At 40.2% G+C, this 23,526-nt stretch carries 25 protein-coding genes and 1 pseudogene; 16 read left to right on the top strand and 10 right to left on the bottom strand.

The annotated features are described in order from the left end of the window. Positions 1–182 precede the first annotated feature (182 nt). Positions 183–1,052, bottom strand: a complete 870-nt coding sequence (locus tag BWI44_RS06020) for a GLPGLI family protein (protein WP_118308063.1) — start codon at positions 1,050–1,052, stop codon at positions 183–185. Positions 1,053–1,271: 219 nt separating this feature from the next. Between BWI44_RS06020 and BWI44_RS06015 the strand changes: the two genes are divergently transcribed. Continuing rightward, complete coding sequence (locus BWI44_RS06015; protein ID WP_118477260.1) at positions 1,272–2,807, top strand: sensor histidine kinase; 1,536 nt, start codon at positions 1,272–1,274, stop codon at positions 2,805–2,807. Position 2,808: 1 nt separating this feature from the next. Beyond that, on the top strand, positions 2,809–3,492 hold the full coding sequence (locus tag BWI44_RS06010; protein WP_007664359.1) for a response regulator transcription factor: 684 nt from the start codon (positions 2,809–2,811) through the stop codon (positions 3,490–3,492). 8 nt (positions 3,493–3,500) lie between these two features. Here the strand turns inward: BWI44_RS06010 and BWI44_RS06005 are convergent, their stop codons facing one another. From BWI44_RS06005 to BWI44_RS05995, 3 genes and pseudogenes are all read right to left on the bottom strand, one after another. Then, a complete protein-coding gene (locus BWI44_RS06005; RefSeq protein ID WP_195208231.1) occupies positions 3,501–4,127 on the bottom strand; it encodes a hypothetical protein in 627 nt (208 codons plus the stop codon). 83 nt (positions 4,128–4,210) lie between these two features. Next, positions 4,211–4,315, bottom strand: a pseudogene (locus BWI44_RS22285) (LytR/AlgR family response regulator transcription factor); the annotation flags it as partial. 134 nt (positions 4,316–4,449) lie between these two features. Continuing rightward, positions 4,450–4,698, bottom strand: coding sequence for a hypothetical protein (locus BWI44_RS05995; RefSeq protein WP_007664356.1), 249 nt, complete (start codon positions 4,696–4,698; stop codon positions 4,450–4,452). Between the two features lie 369 nt (positions 4,699–5,067). Here BWI44_RS05995 and BWI44_RS05990 point away from each other — a divergent pair, with 369 nt between their 5' ends. Next, positions 5,068–6,237 (top strand): mechanosensitive ion channel family protein, encoded by a 1,170-nt coding sequence (locus tag BWI44_RS05990; RefSeq protein WP_007664355.1) that lies wholly within the window; start codon positions 5,068–5,070, stop codon positions 6,235–6,237. Here BWI44_RS05990 and BWI44_RS05985 read toward each other — a convergent pair. Beyond that, positions 6,234–7,295, bottom strand: coding sequence for an endonuclease/exonuclease/phosphatase family protein (locus tag BWI44_RS05985; RefSeq protein WP_007664354.1), 1,062 nt, complete (start codon positions 7,293–7,295; stop codon positions 6,234–6,236). The two genes, BWI44_RS05990 and BWI44_RS05985, sit on opposite strands and share 4 nt — an antisense overlap. 12 nt (positions 7,296–7,307) lie before the next feature. Then, the gene (locus tag BWI44_RS05980; RefSeq protein WP_195208230.1) at positions 7,308–8,738 is read right to left on the bottom strand and encodes a hypothetical protein; all 1,431 of its coding nucleotides are present in this window, start codon (positions 8,736–8,738) and stop codon (positions 7,308–7,310) included. 644 nt (positions 8,739–9,382) lie between these two features. Here BWI44_RS05980 and BWI44_RS05975 point away from each other — a divergent pair. From BWI44_RS05975 to BWI44_RS05920, 12 genes are all read left to right on the top strand, one after another. Next, a complete protein-coding gene (locus tag BWI44_RS05975; protein ID WP_138291276.1) occupies positions 9,383–9,931 on the top strand; it encodes a UpxY family transcription antiterminator in 549 nt (182 codons plus the stop codon). 36 nt (positions 9,932–9,967) lie between these two features. Beyond that, complete coding sequence (locus BWI44_RS05970) at positions 9,968–10,447, top strand: UpxZ family transcription anti-terminator antagonist (protein ID WP_195208229.1); 480 nt, start codon at positions 9,968–9,970, stop codon at positions 10,445–10,447. 58 nt (positions 10,448–10,505) lie between these two features. Continuing rightward, complete coding sequence (locus tag BWI44_RS05965; RefSeq protein ID WP_138291275.1) at positions 10,506–10,826, top strand: nucleotidyltransferase domain-containing protein; 321 nt, start codon at positions 10,506–10,508, stop codon at positions 10,824–10,826. Positions 10,827–11,109: 283 nt separating this feature from the next. Next, the gene (locus BWI44_RS05960; protein WP_138291274.1) at positions 11,110–12,903 is read left to right on the top strand and encodes a Coenzyme F420 hydrogenase/dehydrogenase, beta subunit C-terminal domain; all 1,794 of its coding nucleotides are present in this window, start codon (positions 11,110–11,112) and stop codon (positions 12,901–12,903) included. A 19-nt stretch (positions 12,904–12,922) separates the two neighbouring features. Further along, the gene (locus tag BWI44_RS05955) at positions 12,923–13,159 is read left to right on the top strand and encodes an acyl carrier protein (protein WP_007664346.1); all 237 of its coding nucleotides are present in this window, start codon (positions 12,923–12,925) and stop codon (positions 13,157–13,159) included. After that, positions 13,152–13,898 carry an SDR family NAD(P)-dependent oxidoreductase gene (locus BWI44_RS05950; protein WP_138291273.1) on the top strand — a complete coding sequence of 249 codons (747 nt, stop codon included), beginning with the start codon at positions 13,152–13,154 and terminating at the stop codon, positions 13,896–13,898. The genes BWI44_RS05955 and BWI44_RS05950 overlap by 8 nt, the downstream gene beginning before the upstream one ends. 6 nt (positions 13,899–13,904) lie before the next feature. After that, a complete protein-coding gene (locus tag BWI44_RS05945; RefSeq protein WP_138291272.1) occupies positions 13,905–14,948 on the top strand; it encodes a 3-oxoacyl-ACP synthase III family protein in 1,044 nt (347 codons plus the stop codon). A gap of 4 nt (positions 14,949–14,952) precedes the next feature. Continuing rightward, on the top strand, positions 14,953–15,180 hold the full coding sequence (locus BWI44_RS05940; protein WP_007664343.1) for a phosphopantetheine-binding protein: 228 nt from the start codon (positions 14,953–14,955) through the stop codon (positions 15,178–15,180). Further along, complete coding sequence (locus BWI44_RS05935) at positions 15,177–16,394, top strand: ANL family adenylate-forming protein (RefSeq protein WP_007664337.1); 1,218 nt, start codon at positions 15,177–15,179, stop codon at positions 16,392–16,394. Before BWI44_RS05940 ends, BWI44_RS05935 begins: the two co-directional genes overlap by 4 nt. Further along, entirely contained in the window at positions 16,391–17,113 is a 723-nt protein-coding gene (locus BWI44_RS05930; protein WP_007664336.1) for an SDR family oxidoreductase, read from the top strand. Before BWI44_RS05935 ends, BWI44_RS05930 begins: the two co-directional genes overlap by 4 nt. 22 nt (positions 17,114–17,135) lie before the next feature. Beyond that, entirely contained in the window at positions 17,136–18,047 is a 912-nt protein-coding gene (locus tag BWI44_RS05925) for an aldo/keto reductase family protein (RefSeq protein ID WP_115501894.1), read from the top strand. Positions 18,048–18,119: 72 nt separating this feature from the next. Continuing rightward, positions 18,120–19,643, top strand: coding sequence for a lipopolysaccharide biosynthesis protein (locus tag BWI44_RS05920; RefSeq protein WP_195208228.1), 1,524 nt, complete (start codon positions 18,120–18,122; stop codon positions 19,641–19,643). Between the two features lie 72 nt (positions 19,644–19,715). Here the strand turns inward: BWI44_RS05920 and BWI44_RS05915 are convergent, their stop codons facing one another. From BWI44_RS05915 to BWI44_RS05905, 3 genes are all read right to left on the bottom strand, one after another. Continuing rightward, a complete protein-coding gene (locus BWI44_RS05915; protein ID WP_138291270.1) occupies positions 19,716–20,159 on the bottom strand; it encodes an N-acetylmuramoyl-L-alanine amidase in 444 nt (147 codons plus the stop codon). 4 nt (positions 20,160–20,163) lie between these two features. Further along, entirely contained in the window at positions 20,164–20,268 is a 105-nt protein-coding gene (locus tag BWI44_RS05910) for a smalltalk protein (protein WP_022394077.1), read from the bottom strand. 106 nt (positions 20,269–20,374) lie between these two features. Continuing rightward, positions 20,375–20,905: an HU family DNA-binding protein gene (locus BWI44_RS05905; protein ID WP_007664332.1), complete on the bottom strand. Its 531-nt coding sequence runs from the start codon at positions 20,903–20,905 to the stop codon at positions 20,375–20,377. A gap of 207 nt (positions 20,906–21,112) precedes the next feature. On the opposite strand from BWI44_RS05905, the gene BWI44_RS05900 reads away from it, so the two are divergent. Then, positions 21,113–21,370: a DUF4248 domain-containing protein gene (locus tag BWI44_RS05900; protein WP_007664330.1), complete on the top strand. Its 258-nt coding sequence runs from the start codon at positions 21,113–21,115 to the stop codon at positions 21,368–21,370. 128 nt (positions 21,371–21,498) lie between these two features. Here the strand turns inward: BWI44_RS05900 and BWI44_RS05895 are convergent, their stop codons facing one another. Next, complete coding sequence (locus BWI44_RS05895; protein ID WP_195208227.1) at positions 21,499–23,520, bottom strand: bifunctional DNA primase/helicase; 2,022 nt, start codon at positions 23,518–23,520, stop codon at positions 21,499–21,501. Between the last annotated feature and the right edge of the window lie 6 nt (positions 23,521–23,526).

The raw sequence follows: 23,526 nt of genomic DNA, 5'->3' as shown, positions 1-23,526 counted from the left end.
ATACCTAAGTATGATACTGAGATACCCTAAGTATCATATTTAGGTACCCTCAATATACGGCTGAACTCATGAATTATCACGTGTGTGCGAAAATGTTACTTTTTATCAAACCTGTTTCAAGGTCTTGTTTATTTACGGGTATAGCGTGGCAACTTGTCGCTGGTAACTTTGTAGCTCGTAGCTTATTTATCTCGTTCCAACGGGTTATAAGGAACATTCTTCGGGTTCTTGGTTGCATTGCCATGTTCATCTTTTATAGTAACAGTGACGTTCGGCATGCTTCCGGTGATAAATCCTACCGGGTCGGCATAATAACGTTCGTGCACTTTGTTGTATGCTTTGCGGTTCATCGGTTCGTGCTTCTTTCCGTCGAAGAGTATGGGTCTGTATGTGTGGCACTGTTCCATACCGGCAGCGGTAAATGAATAATGCCCTTCACTGTCTTCGGCTTTTAGTATCAGTCCAGGTAGTCCGCAAAGCTTCCAGGGACCTTCGCTGACGGGTATTTCTGCAGTAAACCATGCCGTCCATGTCCGGCCTTTGAATTGACATTCGGCTTTGCTGCAAAGGTAGGAGAGGACACTATCGTTTTCTGCCAGTATCTTCCACTGTGGATGCTCTTCCGCTTCTTCGCAACGCAGGCGCGTCATGCCTGCCACTTCGTCAAGGGTTGTTACTTTTCCACTGGGATAGCCTTTGAAGGTACGTTCACCCAATTTGCTTTGCCCATATTGCTTCAGGTGTTCATTGATGGTTTCCTGTGAGGCTTTGTTGGCAAAATCCACTGCCAGTACGGAGTCGCATACATACTTGGTGTAACTGTAGAATTTGGAGAGGTTTTTGCCTACTTCCAGCATCATGGTTTCTTCCGTAACATTTTCCGGTTTCTCCGGATTGATGATGCAGCGCGTTTCATATTGCACAAGGAGTTGTGCTTCGCCGATGGTATCATTCTGTATTTTCGTTCCATCAGAAACAATAATTTGTGCCTTTGCTTGTGATGCGCATAGCATGGCGAGACACAGATTGAGGAAAATAATTCTTGCACTCATAGTTTTTACATTTTTAGAGGTTTGACATACTGCTTCCAGCGATTATTGTACTGCAAAACTATGCGGATTTTGCTTCAGAAGAGGGCGAAAGTTATTACTGAAATATTACGCGGCGTATAATATCTGCCTCGCACGTACTTATATTTGCAAGCTAACTTCTACCTTTGCCGGTACCAAATGAAGGTCCTTTTGAAAGAGGCCTTAAAAAGAGGAACAATTATGGAACGACGGATTAAGATAGTTTGGATATTCTCCATTGTAGCGATGCTGCTCATTACATGCGGACAGGCTTACTGGCTACGTAACCAATACCAGTACATGAATGATGAACAGATCAATGATATCTATGATCGCATCTTGCAGACCACCCAACAGTATGACTCTATCCGTGCTCCCCAGCCCAAGAAGGTGCTTAGTAGTAGCAATATGTTTTTCTATCAACTAAGTAAATCTATTGATTTGGAAGCACGGACCACTATCGACGAATTAATTTTAGGGGTTCTGAAAGGACGGGAGCTGGAGAGCGTGGGACAGGTGAATATAGAAACTCTCAAAATAGAACAGCAGGATTCTGCCAGTACGGATGATAAAGAGAGAGAGGCAAAGCGCAGAGAATGGGCATTGGCGTTAGACACCCTTTTGCCGGAAGAACGGATTATTGTGAAGGATTCATTCAAGATCAATATGTCCGATAAAGATGCTCCTAACTTGAACTCTATTATTAATCTTTATCGTTTAGAGTTGGATATACCTTTTGCATTGCAGCAATTTGATTCCTTGCTTGCCATACGTTTGGACGAACAAATGTTTACTACGCATCTGGTCGTTTCTGAAGATTCCACTTACCAGTGGAATGCCGAACTGAAGCGGCAAGGCACTTTATTCAATCCGTACATCGAAGTAAGCTATCCCTATAATCCCCTGAAACATCAGTTGCTTCTTGTTACTGTGAAGGTTTCGCCTCATGCAGTACTTGTGCGTATGGGGTGGCAGTTATCCGGCAGTATCTGCCTGATTTTCCTATTAGGGCTTTGCTTGCTGTTTCAGATAAAAACCATCCTGAAGCAACGCCGGATCGACGAATTGCGAAAAAGCTTTGTAAACACCATGATACATGAATTGAAACGGCCTGTACAGGCTCTGAAAATGTGTATTGCTTTCCTGAATGACAAGTCTTTGCGAATGGATGAGAAAGCAATGGACGAAGTGATCCATGATTCTATGTCCGAACTGGATAATCTGTCGGCCTATCTCTCAAAGTTGCGTGATATGACGCGTGCCGATGATGAACATACACAACTTTCTGTTCGTACGTTCGATATAAAAGCGAGTCTGGAAAAGCTTGTCCGACTTTATCATATTCCGGAGGATAAAGATGTTTCTATTGAGACACATTTCAGTACGGAGACTTTGGTGACGGCAGATCCGGTACACGTTTCCAACATCATCAGTAATCTGATAGAGAATGCTGTGAAGTATTCAGGTACTTCTGTGCACGTCGTTGTAGATTGTCTTTTGCAAGATCATCAGTTGACGATACGGGTATCTGATGATGGTATCGGCATTCCGGTTTCCGAACAGAATCGTGTATTCGATAAATTCTACCGGGGCAGTAATCTTCCCGACCGCTCATTGCCGGGTATCGGTCTGGGTTTGAGTTATGTAAAATTGCTGGTAGAGGCACACCATGGGACTATCTCTTTAAATAGTCAGGCGGGTAAGGGAACTACAATAGAAATTAACATACCTCAATAAGATGAAACCTTTGAAGATACTTTTTGCTGACGATGATTTGAAATACTCAATGCTGCTGAAGCGCTTTCTTGAAAAAGAAGGTTATGAGGTAACTTATGCGGGGAACGGAAGCATTGCTATCGAGCAATTTCCTCTTGTGAAACCAGATTTGGTGCTACTTGATATTAATATGCCCGGTCACAATGGCTTTGAAGTTGCCGAACGTATCCGCGAGACGGATAAGCATGTACTCATATTCTTTCTTTCCGACCGTAGTGATAAGGCCGACCGTCTGCAAGGTTTCCAGCTTCGTGCGAATGATTATCTTGCCAAACCGTTTTATCCGGAAGAACTTATAGCCCGTATTCGTGAACGTTTCGCTTCACAGCTTTCCGATACGGTGGAGGAGGAGACTTATCATTTCGGCCAGTCTGTCTTCAATTACAGTACCAATGAAATACGAACGGGAAATAATAAAGTACTTATTACTTCCCGTCAGGCAGAGATTCTCCGCTTGTTGGCGAAGAACCTTAATTTGTCTGTAGACCGTGACTTGTTGTTGAATACAGTCTGGAGTAGTGCCTCTTATGCAAACTCTCTGGCGCTGAACGTGCAGATTACTTATTTGCGCAAGGCACTTCGCAACGACTCTTCGGTGAAGATAGAATCGCTGATGAAGAAAGGCTATGTATTGAAAGATAAGTAGTTTATTGTTTACTTTATTTCTTCTAACAATGTTTCTCCCTCATTTTGTATAAAGAATTTGCCTGTCCATTTTCCTGTGATTTGCAATTCTTTACCAGTATTAATTTCTGTGAAGCAGGCACGGTAAGTAGCGTTTATTTCTCGCAAACTAATGATGTGATTGTAAATAAGTCTGTGATGAGGAGGTATAGTCGATTCATGAGTTATTTCTACCGTAAGAGGAATATATTGTTCCTCCAACGAAAAGAGGGTTTTAGGACCACTATGTATATATGAAAAATGGTCTGATGGGAGGAGAGTAAAACCACCTGGGACATAAATTTCATTAGGGGTCTGGGTTAAAAGTTGAAACAACTTTGCATCATCTGTATAGAAGCATGAAGATTGTCTTACATCTGCTGTTGGCTTGACTGTTACTTTCATTTCTTCATCAGTGTTGTTATCAGTCAAGAAACCTGGTATCGTTTGCTTAATGATTTTGACTTCATCATCTTGCATAATCCATGCTACTTCTTTTAATATGTAATCCTTTGCGAGTTCATCATCATCACTATCATCGTTACTACACGCTGAAGTGCCGCAAAGTACTATAATAACAAATAGCCCGATTCTAAGTAGTTCTTTAATTTGTGTCATATCTTTCAGTCTTTAGTTAGTCCATATTGTGAATAGAATTCCAAATATATGATAATTATTTGGAATGAAGGCTGTTATTACTGTTAAAGGTTCAGCCATAGCTTGAAAGAAGACACTTTTTCTTCGCTCACCGTTATCTTATCCTTATGAGGCGGTTTCACGTGAAGTATTATTTTCCCGTTAAAATAGGCGCTGCATGCACTCGATAACTTAATATCCAGAAACAGGATATTCGGATGAGGTTGTATCTTGAACCAAGCGATGGCATCTTCCACACTTCCGGGTAATACGGTAACCTCCCAGTCGGAACGCAGCCGTGTGATTAGTGATATACATTCGAAAAATTTCGTGTGAAGCGTACGGCATTTGCCGGATTATATTCTATTTCGGCTAGTAACAATCCCAAGATAACAAGTTTTACCAACCACACCACTAATAAAATACGTATTCCTCCTATCTGGAGAGTGAATGGATTATCAGCTCTTCCTATTAACTTGGCAGCTAACAACAACCCATAATCAACAGTAGAAACAATAGCATTACAGATGTATATACCACTATGAACTTCCACTTACAGTGCAATTTGTTGGAATATAGGCGGTTTATCCATGAACTGATACGAAGAGTATAATATCCCAATATATTGAAAGTGGCAACGACAAAAAAGAATGCACATGGTGTGTGGATTACATTTGTAACTTGCGGAGTAAGATTTGCATAATTAGCCAACAGCAGGAATGAGAAAACTCCCAATCCTGAAAAGAGTAGGCTGTATAAAAGTCAGTACCAATGTCTGTTTGACGGTGAAAGGAGCATCTTCCATCGGAACTTTTTTACTGAAGCCGGAAAACTAAAAGATGAAACCGGAAAAAGTTTCACTAAACAACCTGCCCCCTTTATCTGTTATCACTTTTATAAGCAACTAAAATCGGAGGAATATATGACGACATTAGGAGGGTGGATGAATAAAACCCTTGTAGGTTGGGGAGTAGATCCCAAATTTGCGAATACATTTGATGAGACTATCATCGCCATATTGATTATTGCTATAGCTGTAGGATTAGACTATCTATTCCAAGCAATATTAGTGGGCGGTATGAAGCATTATACAAATCGTTCACCTCACCGTTGGAATACCTTATTAATGAAGCGGAAGGTCGTTCCTCACCTGATACATACCTTGCCGGGCATTCTGATTTATTTCCTGTTGCCCCATACTTTTGTGCATGGAGTAGAGTTGTTGGGCTTGGCTCAGAAGGTGTGTGCCGTGTATATTGTAGCTGCATTAGCCTTTGCGCTGAACGGACTGTTACTGGTTTTTCTGGATTTTCATAATCAAAAAGACAATAGTAAGAATCACCCGATGAAAGGTTTTGTCCAGGTATTGCAAGTACTACTGTTCTTTGTGGCTGCTATCATTGCCATATCTATTCTTATCGATAAATCTCCCGCAACCCTTTTTGCCGGATTGGGTGCTTCGGCAGCAGTATTGATGTTGGTATTTAAAGATAGTATTTTGGGGTTTGTGGCCGGAGTGCAACTCTCTGCCAATGAAATGCTGCGTATCGGCGACTGGATTGCTTTACCCAACGGATCTGCCAATGGTATTGTGAAAGAAATTACCCTCAACACCGTGAAGATCCAGAACTGGGATAACACAATTTCTACCATTCCGCCTTATACCTTAGTGAACGGTTCTTTTCAGAACTGGCGCGGCATGCAGGAGAGTGGTGGCCGGCGTGTGGACAAGAATATCTATCTGGATATGACCACATTGAAGTTCTGTACTTCTGAAATGTTGGATACCATTCGCAAGGAAGTTCCTTTGATGGCGGACTATCAGCCGGCGGAAGGGGAGGTGCCTACCAATGCGCAACTCTACCGCATTTACATCGAACGCTATCTTTGTAGCTTACCTGTTGTAAATCAGGATCTGGACTTGATTATCAGTCAGAAGGAAATGACAACTTACGGAGTTCCTATTCAGGTCTATTTCTTTTCCCGGAACAAGGTATGGAAAGAATATGAGCGTATTCAGTCCGATATATTTGATCATTTGCTGGTAATGGTACAGAAGTTTGATTTGAAATTGTATCAGTATTCGGATTAATAAATGAGCCGGAAATCTGCCCATACAGGCAGGTGATCGCTGTAACCGTTCTGGTACTTCATTCCGTAGTAAGTGCGGAATGGCTGCACACCGCCATACTTTTTATCATCCGTCAATAGGAAAGAAGGACGAAAGATATCGGCTTTGCTTTCACTGGTGCAAAAGTCTGCATCCGGCTGGAGAAGTGTACCGGAGACAATGATATGATCCAGTAATCCCCATTCGCCCTGATATTTATAACTGCCGAAGTCTTTTTGTGTAGCGGCCTTACGGGCAAGCAAGTGATAGAATCTTTGTGGTTGCAAACTACTTTTGTCTTGAAGGGGAGCTTTTGCTGAAACTATTTTGCTGACCGATGCATTATCGGGATAATCGTTAAAGTCTCCCATGATAAGAATTTGCGGATGATACCGATGGAGGTAGATGCTGTCTGCCGCAGCTTTCAATTGTCGGGCGGCATGCAGACGGTAAGGTTCGCTTTCTTTGGCACCTCCTGAACGGGACGGAAGATGAACTACAAAAACATCCAGTGTATCGTGGTTTAATAACATTCCGCAGACGTGTAGTATATCTCGTGTAGGGCGAAGTTTCTTTTTACCGGATATATGAGGTATGGGGATTCCCTGATAGGAAATCAGTTTGAAACGGTCCCGTTGGTAAAGCAATGCCACATCGATTCCTCGCTGATCGGGTGAGTTGGTCATCACATAGCGATATCCGGCTTCCCGAAGAACCGAGCGCTGAGTCAGGTCGCGTAATACACTGTCATTTTCCACTTCACAGAGGGCAACAAGTGCTGGTGGAGTCCAACCGCCTGCGGCTGTGATGGTACGGGCTATGTTATCCAGCTTCTTTTTATATTTTGTATAATTCCAGTGGCGTACTGCGTCAGGTAGGAATTCATAGTCATTTTTTAGTGTATCGTGGCGGCAGTCGAATAAGTTTTCAACATTATAACTGACAACGCGAAAAGAGAGGGTGTCCTTTTTCGTTTGTCCGCAAAGAAAGAAAAAAGGAGCGAACAGAAATGAAAAAGTAATATATAATTTAATGTTCATTGAGAGTTGTTTTTAGTATGATGCCAAGATCATAGATTCATAACATCCTGCATCCGGTGCTGCATCCTGTAGGCGGGAGTGTCCATTTCTGTCAATTGGGTAGATGTTTGCATCCTCTTTTCTTCCCCAATTAATGGCTTTGGATTTTTCACCAAGATTAAAATTATATTCCTGTGTATGGTTATCCATCAGCATGAAATTATCATCCTTTTCCCAGATAACATTGACTATCTTGTCATTCTCTTCTTCTATCGAGTTGATGAGGCAGTGTGAGAAGTAATAATTGAAAGCTATATTCTCATTTTTAGAGCGTCCTCCGTTAATTTCGTCCGTGCCCGAACCCGCAATAATACAATTACGGAAAATAGCCGATGAAAGCGGATATGCAGTGTCATCCTGTTCATTCCGCACTTGCAATGCCGCCCCTTTCCGTACATTCCAACTAAAGTAATTTGCCAGTGTACAGTGGGTAAATGTATAATCTCCCCCTAACAGACTGACGCAGCTTTCTCCCGCATTACTAATCTCACTGTTTCCTACCACTACCTGACACGACGTCAACTCCAGTCCATTGCCCGATACTTGCCGTATGATAGAGGATTCCAATGTCAACTTCCTGCGGTCTGTTATCGAAGAATCGCAACGAATGCCGAAACTACCACCGTGAATATCCGCATAGACCAGATGATTTTCATAACTGGTTTTGTAAAAACGTAAGCCTCCCCATTGTCCCGGTAACCGGTCATAAGGAAGATAGGGGAACATCCGGTCTGTACGATCTCCCCGGAAAACAACCGGAGCGGAAAGGGTACCTTCTACTGACAAGCGTCCGTGTATCTGCATTCCTGCCTTGCCGTGGAAATACAAACGGGTGCCTGCTGCGAGGGTTAAGTGTGCGTTTGAGGCAATACTGATACTGTCATAAATCAGTATCGGACGTTGGGATGTAATCAAGGTATCTTTTTCAATTACTTTTCCCCTGAAAGTAAAAGCATCTTGTGCATATGCCTGCAGCTTTACTTCTTGCCGGATGCCATTCAGTTGAAAAAGAATGGAGTCTTTTATTAATCTGATGTCGGCATTGTCTTGCTGAGGCAGAGTAGCTTCTACAAAAATATATAGGCTGTCTTCTCCTGCAATTTCTATATCGGAGAATTGATTTCCCTTTATGCCATCCACATTGATACGAAAACCGGATTTTCCGGCATCGGCAAGGACTATGGAGGATATTAACAATGCTTTCTTATTCGGGTTGTATACTTTCAGTTGACGGGTGGATGTAGGAATACCAGTGAGAACGGTATCCATGCATAGCGTATCCTGCGAGAAGCAAAGTGTATGCTTCGGGTCGGATGAATAATCGTCCATGTCGTCACAAGCGTTGAAGGACAACAGGAAGAATATAGGGAATAGATATATGAGGCGCAGGGCTTTTAATCTCATGCCGTTATCGGGTTTTTACTAAATAACGGGGGGTGAGGGGTTTTATTATATGATTTGAAATGAAATCTGAAGGAACAATTAAATATTTGCTAAGTGCTTAATATATAGATGGATATGATTGGTGGGCGATTTTTATAATATCAAAAGTTGGCTTAACTTGGAAGATTTTTGAATGCTTTTGTTTTAATAATAAACCGCTGGATAACAGTGAATTGCTTCTGTAAAATAGGGGTGGATAAAAAACGTTCGTTTAATGTGCACTATGTTGAACACAAAGTTCAGATGCCAAAAACTATAAAAAGGAAAAGATATTAAATATATTTATCACCAATAATACAATACTGATAATCAATAACATACTTATAAAAACAGCTTTAAAAGCAAATATTTTTATTAAACATCTTGTTCATCTCAAAAATACCCTTTATCTTTGTGCACATTAAACGAACGATTAAAAGACATTATAGCTCCATTAATCTCTTCGTTAATCTCTTTTTCACATAACTGTTTCACTGCTTTTTGACCGTGATGGCGAAACGCTTTGAGATAATATGAATGCAACATAAATTCTTAAAAATAACTGCATTACATAAATTAATCGGTAAGTATTTCACTACTCCGGTGTCCCCAAAGAATATTCTGACGTGAACATCACTTCACATTCTCCACATCTTCACTGGTTTGCAGTGCGAGTCACTTATAGCCGTGAGTTAGCTTTGAAAGCTTTTCTCGACGAGGAAAAGATTGAGAATTTTATACCCATGCGTCGCGATTATATCGTGAAAAAGGGTCGTCGCATTCGTAGGCTTGTTCCTGCTGTGCATAATCTTGTTTTCATCCGCTCTACCCGTAAGCGTATTGATGCTTTAAAAGATAAAGCCGGTATGAATATCCCCATGCGCTATATTATGGATCGCGAACAACATCTTCCTATTGTTATTCCCGACAGTCAGATGCGTAGTTTTATTCTTGTTGCCGGTACTTATGAGGAGTCGATTGTTTATGTGGAACCAGCCGAACTTCAACTGATAAAAGGTCAGAAAGTACGTGTTATAGGCGGTGTTTTCGAAGGAGCCGTGGGTGAGTTCGTTCGTATTCGTCGTGACCGTCGTGTAGTTGTGAATATTGAAGGGGTTATGGCTGTTGCCACAACGTTTATTCACTCTTCACTGGTAGAGCCTATAGCCGACTAATTTCAGTGTTATAAATCATAAATCATAATTAAATATATGAGTGATCAAGTTTCATCCTTATTTTCCCTGGCTCACAGTCTTCTCACTCTGGGGCAGGATGACCGTCCGATTTATGTCGATGATTTCACCCGTCTGAATCGTGATGTTTATGAATCGGCCCTGAACTCGTATGGAAAGCATGGCTCTACTCCTGAAGCTGAAGCCGAACTTTGTCTGGGGCTTTTAGTGGCTTTCAATGCCACTATGTACGATAATGGCCATAAACAGGAATATATTCAGAAGGTTCTGGACCGTAGTTTTGCAGTGCTTCCTATCCTAAGGCCTTCGCTTCTGAAAGTCCGTCTGCTGACTTATTGTTATGGTGAAGTATATGAAGAAAAATTGGCTGAGGAAGCACATGCCATAATTTCAACTTGGGAAACATCCCGATTGAATTTGGAGCAAGTGGAGATAATTGAGGAATTACAATATATTGAGGAGAATCCTTATCCTTTTGAGGAAGTTGATTTATTATAAAAAAATTGTTCTCTGAGAATAAAAGTCTATCTTTGTGTAAAATGAGTATTTAATTGTTATGAATCCGGTAAAGAGTGATATCTTACACTCTATAAAGAATACGTTGCAGAGCGTTCTTCCTTCAGGTGGACATGCTTTTTTGTATGGTTCACAGGCGCGGGGCGATGCACGTGTTGATTCGAATTGGGATATACTTATTCTTTTGGATAAGCCGAAGATTGAGACTAAAGATTACGATAATGTTTCTTATCCATTAGTTGAGCTGAGATGGTCATTAAATAAATGTATAAGTCCGGTACTATATACCATGCAAGACTGGTTGAAGTATCATTTTACACCATTTTTTCATAATGTAAAAGAAGAAGGGATACAATTGTAATGAGTTTTAGTTCGGAAGACATGCAAGCATTATTGCCTATAGAAAAGAAAAAGCATAACAGGTGACTATAATGATCTCTTTGATTTTGCACGTGAAGGTGTACTTCCTCTGTTAGAGCCAACACGTCAATTGTTGGTCAAGCTTGACAGATTGATAACTCAGTTCTAATCATCCTTTTTATTTTTGGCGCTGCATCATTTTATTGCAGTTGATATGTGTGCCGGCTTACTTGAAGAGTGAGTTGGTCAGAATTTTATATTCTCATTTTATATTTCCCATTCATATGATTGATATTTCGGATAAAGCAATGTGCTGCGGTTGCAACGCCTGTGGAGACGTGTGTGCTCATGATGCAATTACTTTCAAAACGGATATTGAAGGATTTTGGTATCCAGAGGTGGACAAAAGCAAGTGCACTGATTGCGGATTGTGTGAAAAGGTTTGTCCAATTATCAATATCGATACACTGAAGAAGAATAATTTGAAGCAATCAATTTGCTATGTAGCTGAGCATAAGGACATCGAAGTGGTATTTGACAGTACTTCGGGTGGATTATTTTCAGCTTTGGCTGATATAATGTATCGTAATAAGGGATATGTTGGTGGCGCTATTTTTAATGAAGATTTCTCAGTAAGACAGTATATATCACCCGATAAGAAAGATTTAATAAAACTGCGTAGTTCTAAATATTTGCAAAGCAATTTCACAGGGTTTTATAAACAGCTCCGTGGTTTGCTAAAAAAAGGAGAAAATGTATTAGTTTGTGGTTCTCCATGTCAAATGGCTGCATTAAGATCCTTTTTGCGAAAAGACTACGAAAACCTAATTATAGTGGATTTTGTATGCAGAGGTACAAACTCGCCTAAAGTTTGGCGGAAATACCTTGATACTTTTGAAGAAAGGTATGGCTCTCCAGTTGTATATTGCAAGGCCAAATCCAAGGAATATGGATGGAGAAATTTGACTCAAAAAGTAGTTTTGGCAAATGGAAAGGCTTATTACGAGCCTAAAGATTCGAATAACTACACAAAAGGATATTTACAGACTGGAGTCTTTTGTCGTCCTTCTTGCTATGAATGTAAATTCAAGGGATATCCACGCATAGCGGATATTACACTTGCGGATTTTTGGGGAGTAGAAAATGTTAAAAAGGTGATGGATAAAAATTTGGGATTGTCCTTAGTTATGGTTAATTCTCAAAAAGGGGCATCATTCTTTGAGAAAGCAAAGATAAGAATAAATTCCTTTCAAGTACCTTTTGAAACGATTGAAAAGGGCAATCTTGCACTAACAAAATCATTAGATAAACCCAAAGTCAATAGAGAGCAATTTTTTAAGGATTTAGATAATATGACATTTACTCAGATTGCTGACAAATACATATTATCAACTCCTAAGAGTAAGAAGTTTATTATAAAAAAATACATCAAATATCTATTTGCTGTGTGGCGAGGAACAAATCATTCTCCAAAAGCCATATATCAATTTTTTAAATACAATACATTTAATGAGATAATCCATGGAAATGTATTGATACCTGCATCTCATGTTGTTATTCAACTGGAAAAAGGTGGTAAAATAACAAAAAAAGGCATATCCTATATTGGTACAAAGCGATATAGAAAATCCAAATTAGAGACAAGATTGCTGATAGAAAAAGGGGGCGTTTTGGAACTTGGACCAAATACAAATATAATGTATGGTGCAGATGTTGAAGTTTTTCATGACGCGCATCTGATATACAAAGGAGAGGGAGGTAGCAATATTGGCGCCACTGTCATTTGCGGTGAAAAAATAGAAATAGGAAAAGGCACAATGATGGGACGTAATGTTTTGATTAGAGACAATAATGGAGACCATTATATAAACCGTACGGGATACAAAAATACTCGTCCTGTTGTAATAGGAGAGAAGGTTTGGTTGTGTGAGGGTTGTACCATTATGTTAGGAGTAAATATAGGAGATGGGGCGATAGTGGGAGCCAAAGCATTCGTTACTTCTAATATTCCACCAAATACAATGGTGTCCGGCAATCCTTCGAAAGTTGTTGACGAAGATGTTCTCTGGAAATACTAAATAATAAAAGGAAAAGAATATGGAATTGAAAGATTTTATTTCTCAGTTTGTTGAGCAATTTGACAATTTGGATGTTTCTACAATCAACGGTGAAACATATTTTAAAGAGATGGACGTATGGACGTCTATGGCGGCATTGATGATTATTGGTATGATAGATGATGAGTATGGAGTAGAGATATCAGCAAAAGATATCAGAAGTGCAGAAACGATTGCGGATTTATTTGAACTTGTCAAAACAAGAAAAAATGTATAATCCATTTACATTAGAGTCTAAAACTATTCTAGTCACAGGAGCGTCATCGGGAATAGGGCGTTCCACTGCTATAGAATGTTCTAAATTAGGTGCGAAACTCATAATAACAGGAAGGAATGCTGAACGTTTAAAAGAAACCTTTCTGATGTTGGAAGGTGAAGGCCATCAGAGTATTGTAGCGGATTTATCTGATGATACACAGATTGATGAATTAGTAGAACAATTACCTAACCTAAACGGATTAGTAAATAATGCTGGGCTAACTGAAACTATACTTACACAATTTGTGAAGCGAGAAAATATAGAAAGGGTTTTGAGTATAAATACTATAGCACCAATACTTTTGACGCAGAAAATATTGAAAAAAAAGAAAATTTCATGTGGAGGAAGCATTGTTTTCACGTGTAGTATTAGTGGTACGTGTGTTGCCGGTGGCGGCAATGTCCTATATAGTACATCTAAAGGAGCAATTCATGGTTTTGTGAAAAATGCGGCTTTGGATTTAGCCGTAAAGGGTATTAGGGTCAATGAGGTGTGCCCTGGAATGATAAATACCAGCATACTTGATAGAGGAAAGATAGGTGAAGAGGAATTGAGAATTGAAGCTTCAAAGTATCCGATGAAGAGATTTGGAAATCCAAACGAAGTATCTTATGGCATAATTTATTTGCTATCAGATGCATCTTCTTTTGTCACTGGTACAGGTATAGTCATTGATGGAGGATTTACACTGCAATAATTAATCATGAAGACGATATTAAAGAACGTTCAAATAAAAGCCGTGAATTCATGGCTTCCTTCTAATAGTTTGGAAATGTTATCCCTTGGCAGTCTTTATGGTGAATCTGAGGTGAATACAATCATGAAGGCAACAGGTGTCAATCGAGCCAGAATTGCAAATAAAGACATGACGTCAGCAGACATGTGTCAAAAGGCAGCAGAAGCATTATTTGAACAAGAAGGTATTGATAGAGAAGAAATTGACGGTTTAGTGTTCGTTTCACAGACACCGGATTATATTCTTCCGGCAACTTCGATATTATTACAAGAAAAATTGATGTTGTCTAAAGATACCGTTTGTATTGACATTCATTATGGCTGTTCCGGTTATATTTATGGTCTGTTTCAAGCATCCCTATGGGTAAGTAGCGGAGCATGTAAGAATGTACTCGTGCTTTCCGGTGATACTACATCCAGGATGATTAACCCCAATGACAAATCACTTCGTATGGTTTTTGGAGATTGTGGTACTTCCACTTTAGTATCTAAAGGAAGTGATCTCATCGGGTTTCACATACAGTCTGATGGTAGTGGCTCTGATAGACTCATCGTTCCTGCGGGTGGATTTCGTTTGCCATGTTCTGAAGAGACATCAGTGTTAGAGTGGGATGAAGATCATAATGGACGTACCAAAAATGATTTGTTTATGGATGGAATAGCCATATTCAATTTTGCAATATCACAGGTACATAAAAACATCAATACATTGATTGAATACATGGAATGGAATAAAGCGGATGTCGGCTTTTATGCCTTGCATCAAGCCAATGATTTTATGGTAAACTATGTGCGTAAGAAGCTCAAGATCAGTGCGGATATTGCTCCTACTAACGTGAGTAATTTCGGCAATACTGGACCTGCTTCAATTCCATTGCTTTTTTCTGATTTGTGTCCGGCAGAATATAATTTGAAGAAAGTTATTATGTGTGGTTTTGGAGTTGGATTATCATGGGGTAGCGTGGCCGCAAATCTGTCAAATACACATTTTTATCAACCAATAAATAAGTAGAGAAATGAAAGAAAAAATATTAACTATTATCAACGATATCAGACTGTCAAAAGATTTACCGGTTTTGGAATCCATCTCTGAAGAAAGCAGTTTGAGAGATGATTTAGGACTTACTTCTTTTGATTTGGCAGAATTAACAGTTCATATTGAAGACGAATTTGATATTGATATATTCGAAGATGGATTAGTTAGTACTGTTGGTGAAATCTATACGAAACTTGATAAAGAATGAAACCTTTTTTGATTGATAATGATAAGGTATATACTTATCAAGATTTGTTAGATGCTATACAGACGGATGGCTTTTATTATCCATATTACAAAGTTCACGATGTGTTTTTGTATTTTGTAAATCTGGTTAAAGCGTTGGCTAATAATCAGTCATTGGTACTATTGGACTCTGATTTAAATTCTTCAGAGATTGAAAACTTAGATGAATCGTTAGTCAATCAGCCGCGAATTATAAATACGTCAAGTTTTTCTGATGTTCCAGAGGTTATAAATGCGGTAAAGAAATCGGCGGCCGAGATAACAATATTTACTTCCGGTACAACAGGTCAGCCCAAGAAAGTCCTCCATTCTATTTCATCTCTTACTCGATCAGTAAGAACAGGTGAACGGTATGCCAATCAAATATGGGGCTATGCTTACGCTCCTACTCACATGGCGGGATTACAAGTATTCTTCCAAGCATTTGAAAATGAAAATACATTAGTAAATATATTCGGAAGGAGCCGCAATGAGGTTTACAGATGTATATCCAATCATCACATAACTCATATTTCTGCAACTCCTACTTTTTACAGGCTGTTGCTTCCTTTTGAGAAGGAATATGATACGGTAATTCGAGCTACCTTAGGAGGAGAGAAGTCCGATGAGCATCTTTATGACTCCATGCGTTGTGTTTTTCCAAATGCAAAAATTAATAACGTTTATGCATCAACAGAAGCTGGGTCATTGTTTGCGGCAAAAGGTGATTGCTTCCAGATACCGGAAGCTATCAGAGATAAATTTAGAGTTGAAGACGATGAACTTCTTATTCATAAGTCACTATTAGGTCGTTCTGATAGTTTTAAGTTTGAAGGTGATTATTATCATTCAGGAGATTTGATAGAATGGATCGACAAATCAATGGGTTTATTTAAATTCAAGAGCCGTAAAAACGAACTTATCAACGTAGGTGGCTATAAAGTAAATCCGGGAGAAGTAGAGAATGTCTTATTATCTATTGATGGTATTCAGCAGGTTTTAGTGTACGGTAAAGCAAATTCTGTGTTGGGCAATATATTATGTGCCGATATTCAATTGGAACCTAATATAGCATTAACAGAAATAGATATAAAGAAAATCTTACGTAGTAATTTGCAGGACTTTAAAATACCTCGCAGATTTAGGTTTGTAGAGGCTATGACATTAACAAGAACTGGAAAATTGAAAAGACAATGAATTATTTAGTAACGGGATGCTCGCGAGGTGTAGGTTTAGAAATATGCCGTGTGCTACTATCAGAAGGAAATACGGTATATGGCGTGGCAAGAAGCTATACAGATGAGTTTAAAAAGCTGGAGTCGGAATATTCCGGATACTTATATTTTAAAAGTATAGATCTTTCTGATTGTGAGAATATTCATAAGAATGTATTTAAGGAGTATGTTACTAACAAAATTCAGTTGGATGGATATGTAAATAATGCAGCCATGGCATATGATGATATAGTAACGAACCTTAATATAGATAAACTGAAAGCTATGTATAATGTGAATGTCTTTACTCCAATGATGATAACGAAATACGTGCTTCGCAATATGCTTTTATCTAAAAAGAAAGGTTCTATTATACATATTTCATCTATCAGTGCCCACACCGGATACAAAGGACTGGCAATGTATGCATCAAGCAAGGGTGCATTAGAAGCTTTTTCTAAAGATACTGCAAGAGAATGGGGGCAACTGGGGATTCGCTCAAATGTAGTGGTACCAGGATTTATGGAAACAGCTATGAGTGCATCTTTAACAGAAGATCAAAAAGATAGAATCTATAAACGTACATCTTTAAAAACCGCAACCAGTGTGAGATCCGTTGCTGAAACTGTGGCGTTTTTGCTTTCTGATAAGGCTTGCAGCATAACAGGGCAGAATGTACACGTTGATAATGGAACAATATGATAACAGGATAAAAATACATAAAATGGATATTCCCAAAATAGAATTGAATAATGGCGTTAAAATACCTTGCATTGGTAATGGTCCGGGAATTGTTGGCTACTCTCCAAGGCAAGATCGTATTTCTAATTCTTTATTTAAACGGGCGTTTCGAAAGTTCATAATACGACCAAAACAGGAATATGATTATGTGGATGCTGTTGCAAATTCTTTTAAGATAGGATTTAGTCTGTTAGATTATTCATCATCTTACGGCGATGGACATCTAATAGGTAAAGCTATCAAAAGAAGTGGAGTATCACGGAATGATTTATTTATTACTACAAGAATCAGTAATCAAGCTCAACGTGAGCAAAAAGTACGTGCGTGCCTCATGTCCCAACTTCAGGGTATGGGTGTAGATTATGTAGATATGTTGATGTTTCATTGGCCTGTAACAGATCTATATATAGATACCTGGAAGGAAATGGTGCAATTGTATAAAGAAGGTTATTGCAAGTGTTTAGGCGTTGCAAATTGTCATAAACATCACATAGAAGAGCTTATGAAAGCCGCTGATGTCGTCCCGTCAATTAATCAATTTGAAGTTCATCCTTTATTTACTCAGAAAGATCTTATTGGCTATTGTTGGAGCAAGGGAATTCAAGTAGAAGCATATACTGCGATAGCAAGATTCGATGATCGTTTGATGCGATTACCATTATTGAAAAATATAGCTCAAAAATATCATAAAACCGTTGTGCAGATTATTTTAAGATGGCATGTTCAAACAGGTGTAATTCCATTGGTAAGATCTTTGAATAAAAGTAGACAATTAGAGAATGTGAGTATTTTTGATTTTGAATTGACATCTAATGAAATGAAAGCTATTGATGCTATCAATATCAATAGTCGTTTGAGATATGATCCGGATAATTGTGACTTTTCGATTCTTTAGATATGACTTTGTATAAGCGGTTACGTGATTTACAAATTTTATCGATTGTTTTATTAGGGGGATGTGCTTTACATGGAACAAGGTAATAATAGAACCATCGCAAAGAATACCGCATTTCTGTATTTCCGTATGATGTTTACAATGATAGTTTCATTGTATACTTCGCGTGTGATACTGCAAACGTTAGGAGTTGACGATTATGGTATTTATCAGTCCGTAGGTGGAATTGTAGGCTTTTTGTCTTTTATCAATAGTGCGCTCAGTACAGGTTCATCCCGTTTCTTGACTTACGAGCTTGGGACAGGCGATTTTGAAAAGTTGAAGAGAACTTTCTCTACGACATTGACTATTCATATAGCAATAGCTCTCTTTGTTGTTATAGTTGCAGAGACACTTGGGGGATGGTTTCTTCATCATAAGTTGGTGATACCGGCAGAACGAATGGGCGCGGCAGTCTATACCTTCCATATATCCATATTGACAGCTGTTTTCACATTAACGCAAGTGCCTTATAATGCAAGTATCATCGCACATGAGAAGATGTCGGTTTTTGCATACATGAGCATTCTTGAAGTCTCGGCAAAACTGGGAGTTGTTTATTTTTTATCTATTGGTGGCTATGATAAACTAAAACTGTATGCAACTTTATTGTTTGTAGTTCAGGTAGGACTCATCTGTATCTATCGTTTGTATTGTAGCCGGCATTTCAAGGAAACCATTTATCATTTTATATTCGATAGAGCCATATTCAAAGAAATAGCAGAATTTTCGGGATGGAGTTTATTTGCCAGTAGTTCACTTGCACTTAATAGCCAAGGTATTTTGATTCTGCTGAACATGTTCTTTGAGCCAGCTGTGGTTGCGGCGCGATCTATTTCCATACAGGTTAACATGGCTGCTAGTCAGTTTGTTGCTAATTTTCGGATAGCGGCCAATCCGCAGATAGTGAAAAAAATGGCAGCAGGAGATTCGATGGGGTCTAAAAAACTACTATTGGCATCCACTAAGTATTCTTATTATATGATGTTTGTAATCTGTTTTCCTGTCTGTCTTCTGGCTCATCCTTTATTAAGGATATGGTTGGGTGCTGTGCCTGATTATACGGTTATATTTCTTCAAATTATAGTTATTCAGAGTTTGTTTCAAGTTTTTGATTCTTCTTTTTATACGGCGTTGTATGCTAAAGGACGCTTAAGGGAAAATGCTCTAATATCACCAACTTTAGGCTTCTTAAGTTTTCCTATAATCTATTTTTTATTTAGAGCAGGGTGTTCTCCGGTTGCTCTTTCTTGGGCTAGTTTATTGACTTATGCTGTATTGGGGCTGATAGTAAAGCCTATATTGGTAGTGAAAATAGCAAATTATTGTTGGAGAGATGTCTGGGATGTTTTTAGACCCTGTTTATTGGTTACTGTGGTTGCCCTTCCTATACCTGTTTTTTTATATCATGTAATAGGTGTTGATAGTATTCCATACTCTATTTTTATAGGTTTTATAACGGTTATTATAATTATATTTGCAATATATTGGATTGGGATTGATATGCTAACCAAACAAAAGGTTTGGTTATATGTGAAACGGAAATTTAGAATGTGATATTGGGTCATATATATATTAAAAGAGTTCTGCAGAAAATTTTAGCTTTCTCTGCAAAACTCTAAATGAAGATTATAGTTTCTGATATTCTTTTTTTGTATCAAAGCACGGACACGCCTTATGCACCAACTTACTGAGCTGATAATGCCCCAGTATTTTTGCCTTCGGATAGTCTGTTTTCAATTGTCGTAGCAAATCAAGTAGCGAGCATTTCTGAGCATACGTCCTTGTATCAGCCGGTTGCCCACTTTCATTCAGACCGCCCTCGTAGCAGATACCTATACTTTTATCATTCCACCCCGTTGCGTGGGCCCCGATTTGATGAACCGGACGGCAGATGTGTACTTCACCGTCACGTGTGATATAGAAATGATAACCGATGCTTGCAAAACCTCTTGCCTGATGACAACGGCGAAGAGCTTCTACGGAAAAAATTCTGTCACAGCGTGTCGCTGAACAATGAACTACCAGGAGGCGTACCTCCCGATAGTTTTGATAGAAACTGCCTGCTTTCATACCTTTATGCCATGCAGGCATTAAGGCCGAGTACTCCTGCCAGAGCAGAAGCCACGGCAATTACAACTTTGATGATAACACTCCAGGTTGATTTTGATTTTTTTTCCATGCGAATTGTAATTTAGTTATTAGTTATAAGTGATAAGTGATTGGCAGCGCAGCCTTTCATTATTAATTCTTTCATTTTTAATTTCTAAAGGCTGCGCCTTTATGTCCTATCCCAGCGGATCGTCTTCAATACCTCCGTCGCCATCGGTACCACCGCCGCCATCAGGTTTTCCGCCTGAGTTTGAAGAACCGGAAATATCTACGGTGGTCTGCCCTGCCTTCTGGGCTTTGAGCAATGCACGCGTTGCAGCACGTGTAGGTACGGGTGAGAAACTCATTCCGGCAAAGATGTCCTTCAGGTCCTCTCCGGGAACGAATTGGATGTTTACTCCGGTGATATTGGCAGCCGTGAATTTTTCGGCCGTGTCTGCCGCACGACTGTTGATTTGTAACCGGAATTTTCCCAAGTCTCCGAAGTCCACCTGTTTGCCAGCTCTCAGGCCTCCAATCATATTCTCCACAGTGGAGATGATTACGGCGGCTACGTCCGCTCTACTAACGGTGGTCTGGCTTGCTACCTGCTGTCCCAACTCTTTTAGAGTCAGTTCTCCGGTGATTTGTGACTTGGCATAAGCCTTGGGCTCTTCATCCTGCTTTTGAGGATTCTTGAGCATTGCAATACTGTAATTCAGTGGCATAAGCGATGAATTAAAAATTAATAATTAAAAATTTAACTTTTGTCGGGGAAGGACTTTTTCTTCTTTCCGACAAGTCAAAGATACAACCTCTGATAGGTGTGAAAATGAGTGACATTGAGCGGTGATAAACCTGCTTTAGTATGAGTGTTATCTGGTGACTTTTTAGTACTTTTATAGCATATAAAGAATCTAAAAAGTTATCGGAAAATGAAGAAAAATGTGAGTGATCAGGAATCGGATGCTGCCATTGAAGAATGGCCGGTGCGTCCTTACTCCAAGAGTGAATTGGCGCGTGCTTATGCACCCGAAATAGGAGAGCGTTCCGCGCTCAACCGTTTGTCTCGCTGGATACGTTTTAATGAAGCGTTGTATTCTGCTTTGAAGGCAACCGGTTATAGATCGACTCAGCAGATTTTTACATCTAAGCAAGTCGGCCTGATTTTTGAATATTTGGGAAGACCTTGAAGAAGTTGGAGAAGTGGAGAGTTGAGAGTGAAGGTAGTTGTACTTGCTGCTGCGAAGGCAGACGCTTGCGGCTCTGTCAGCCAACACTTGCACAAGTGAACGGTAACGAAGCCGCAAGCATAAAACTCTCAACTCTCAACTTCTCCAAGCCAAGGATTCCGGTCTTTGGTCATGATTTTGCCTTGTGCTTCAGCCACGATCTGTTCTTCTGACTCACGTTCATCGTAGCGTCCGCAAGTCTGACGAACATACAGTACGCTTCCCGTCTGGCACAGGTCTTGGTCGCGAACTTTCAGCATATCGAGTCGGGTGTAACTCCGGTCCTGTTCTTTGATTCGGGAGATGGAAAAGATGAAATCGGCGAGATTGGCCCAGTTGGCACTTCCCGAAATGGTGTACATATCTATGTCTTCCAGTTCGTTTTTTCCGTTCTGCTTTTTCAGGCTGCGCGGATGTGCCACGATGATTACCCAAATGTTGTTGTTGCGTCCCCATGCCTGCATTTGTGTCAGCATGGCTTTTATGGCTTGCGTTTCGGTGCTGTAGCGTCCCGTTTCCATTTCCATGAAGAGGTACGGGTCGATAATCAGATATTTCAGAGGAGCTGTCCGTCGCACTCTGTCTGCCCGTGCAATGATATTGGTCGGGGTAGGAGAGACTTCGTGCAGGTCGAGGTGCACCATGTGCGTGTTCAGGAAACTGACTATGGGTTGTAACTGCTCGCGGGTGTAATTGGCTGTGTTTACTTTGCCCAACATCAACTGGATGAGATGGGCGATATGCTTGTTCTTATCAGGCACTTCAAAAGATAGATAGCAGACGTAACGTCCGGTTTTGGCCATCAACCGGCAGGTGAGGTCGTTCAGGAAATCGGTCTTTCCGCTGTTGGGCTTCCCGGTGGTGATTATCAGTCCGCCTTGATCGGTGGGATGAAAAATGTGATCCGTCAATGGTCCGTATCCCACGTCGTAGCCGTGGTCGTATTCTCCATGCAGGGCGTCTAGAATTTCGTTAGTCCGTTCGCTTACGGTAATGATGTCTGAGGTGTGTTGCGCCTCTGCCGATTCGATGATTTCGCGCACCACATTGCTGCCATAGGTAGCAAGTACATCGGATATGTCCTTGCAGTCGCCTGGCAGAGTGGTGAGCAGGCTGCGGGCTCCGAAATAGTCGGTAAGGTGTTTGATAAGCGTACGTCCGGGCAAGTCCCGGTCTCCACAAATCACGATGTCACGAACCTGATCCAGCCAAGGCTCGAAGGCTTCGAAAGTTTTGGCTAAATCGCTGGCAGCCCCGTTGGGGACACTGATAGCATAGGGGTAACCGGTTTCTAGCAGAGTAAGTACATCTTTTTCGCCCTCGGTGACAATCAGTCGTGGAATATGCTCTTCGGATACCCGTAGAGGATTGATACAGTCGATATTATAAGGTGCGCAAGGTGTGGTTGGTGAGTCCTGGCTCCAGAACTTGGTATAACAGACGGGATTTTCTGTACCGACTGCGTTTCCGTCGCTTGTTGTTTTAATAGTCGACGGATCACACGAACGGTATTTGGTATTTACAGGTTGTCCGTTCACATAGTTTACGTATGCGATGCAGTGATACTGGGTTCCGGTGGCTTTTTTCTCATCGTCCTTGCCAAAGCAGCGGTGTGTGAGACATCCGATATGAGCTTCGATTGCTTTTTCCAACGAAATGCCTTGGTCTGCGAGGTACCGTCTTGCTGCCAACTGATCCTGATCATTCGTTTCCGGATCATTGGTCAAGGATTTAATTTTGGAAAATACTTCGGGTGAGAGCTTTTTATAATCTTCGGGAATCATGGGTACTTCCGATGTGCTTTTTCCGTTGATTGTTGAGCTGTTACTACATGCTGCATCATTCCCTTTACCGGTGTAGTGAGTAATTTTGCTTGTCCCTGTATAGTTTCCGCCGGTGTTGCCGGTAAATGATGAATCGCTGTACGGCCGTTCTTCCCAGAAGTCCTTCAGCTTTCCGTTGAAGTCACATCCGGCGTAGAAGCAGTGGAAGGCTCCGGTTTTTTTGGAAATTGAAAGATGTTTTTTCCCGCATTTGGGACATTCGGCAACGAAATTCTGTCCCGCGTTCTTACGTTCGGGGAAGTCAGAAAGATAATAAAATGGTTTCATTATGAT

The organism is Bacteroides sp. Phil13 (genome assembly GCF_001940965.1).
GTDB lineage: Bacteria > Bacteroidota > Bacteroidia > Bacteroidales > Bacteroidaceae > Bacteroides > Bacteroides intestinalis.
Note: the sequence above shows the minus strand (reverse complement) of the source record. Positions and strands in the feature narration are given on the sequence as shown.

Bases quoted from the DNA above. Each gene is read 5' to 3' on its own strand.
- BWI44_RS05970 (WP_195208229.1), top strand. From the start codon at position 9,968: ATGAGTGATCAAGTTTCATCCTTATTTTCCCTGGCTCACAGTCTTCTC.
- BWI44_RS05925 (WP_115501894.1), top strand. From the start codon at position 17,136: ATGGATATTCCCAAAATAGAATTGAATAATGGCGTTAAAATACCTTGC.
- BWI44_RS06015 (WP_118477260.1), top strand. From the start codon at position 1,272: ATGGAACGACGGATTAAGATAGTTTGGATATTCTCCATTGTAGCGATG.
- BWI44_RS05960 (WP_138291274.1), top strand. From the start codon at position 11,110: ATGATTGATATTTCGGATAAAGCAATGTGCTGCGGTTGCAACGCCTGT.
- BWI44_RS05955 (WP_007664346.1), top strand. From the start codon at position 12,923: ATGGAATTGAAAGATTTTATTTCTCAGTTTGTTGAGCAATTTGACAAT.
- BWI44_RS06005 (WP_195208231.1), bottom strand. From the start codon at position 4,127: ATGACACAAATTAAAGAACTACTTAGAATCGGGCTATTTGTTATTATA.
- BWI44_RS05910 (WP_022394077.1), bottom strand. From the start codon at position 20,268: ATGGAAAAAAAATCAAAATCAACCTGGAGTGTTATCATCAAAGTTGTA.
- BWI44_RS05950 (WP_138291273.1), top strand. From the start codon at position 13,152: ATGTATAATCCATTTACATTAGAGTCTAAAACTATTCTAGTCACAGGA.
- BWI44_RS05985 (WP_007664354.1), bottom strand. From the start codon at position 7,295: ATGAACATTAAATTATATATTACTTTTTCATTTCTGTTCGCTCCTTTT.
- BWI44_RS05900 (WP_007664330.1), top strand. From the start codon at position 21,113: ATGAAGAAAAATGTGAGTGATCAGGAATCGGATGCTGCCATTGAAGAA.
- BWI44_RS05990 (WP_007664355.1), top strand. From the start codon at position 5,068: ATGACGACATTAGGAGGGTGGATGAATAAAACCCTTGTAGGTTGGGGA.
- BWI44_RS05905 (WP_007664332.1), bottom strand. From the start codon at position 20,905: ATGCCACTGAATTACAGTATTGCAATGCTCAAGAATCCTCAAAAGCAG.
- BWI44_RS05930 (WP_007664336.1), top strand. From the start codon at position 16,391: ATGAATTATTTAGTAACGGGATGCTCGCGAGGTGTAGGTTTAGAAATA.
- BWI44_RS05935 (WP_007664337.1), top strand. From the start codon at position 15,177: ATGAAACCTTTTTTGATTGATAATGATAAGGTATATACTTATCAAGAT.
- BWI44_RS05895 (WP_195208227.1), bottom strand. From the start codon at position 23,520: ATGAAACCATTTTATTATCTTTCTGACTTCCCCGAACGTAAGAACGCG.
- BWI44_RS06010 (WP_007664359.1), top strand. From the start codon at position 2,809: ATGAAACCTTTGAAGATACTTTTTGCTGACGATGATTTGAAATACTCA.
- BWI44_RS06020 (WP_118308063.1), bottom strand. From the start codon at position 1,052: ATGAGTGCAAGAATTATTTTCCTCAATCTGTGTCTCGCCATGCTATGC.
- BWI44_RS05945 (WP_138291272.1), top strand. From the start codon at position 13,905: ATGAAGACGATATTAAAGAACGTTCAAATAAAAGCCGTGAATTCATGG.
- BWI44_RS05920 (WP_195208228.1), top strand. From the start codon at position 18,120: ATGGAACAAGGTAATAATAGAACCATCGCAAAGAATACCGCATTTCTG.
- BWI44_RS05915 (WP_138291270.1), bottom strand. From the start codon at position 20,159: ATGAAAGCAGGCAGTTTCTATCAAAACTATCGGGAGGTACGCCTCCTG.
- BWI44_RS05940 (WP_007664343.1), top strand. From the start codon at position 14,953: ATGAAAGAAAAAATATTAACTATTATCAACGATATCAGACTGTCAAAA.
- BWI44_RS05965 (WP_138291275.1), top strand. From the start codon at position 10,506: ATGAATCCGGTAAAGAGTGATATCTTACACTCTATAAAGAATACGTTG.
- BWI44_RS05980 (WP_195208230.1), bottom strand. From the start codon at position 8,738: ATGAGATTAAAAGCCCTGCGCCTCATATATCTATTCCCTATATTCTTC.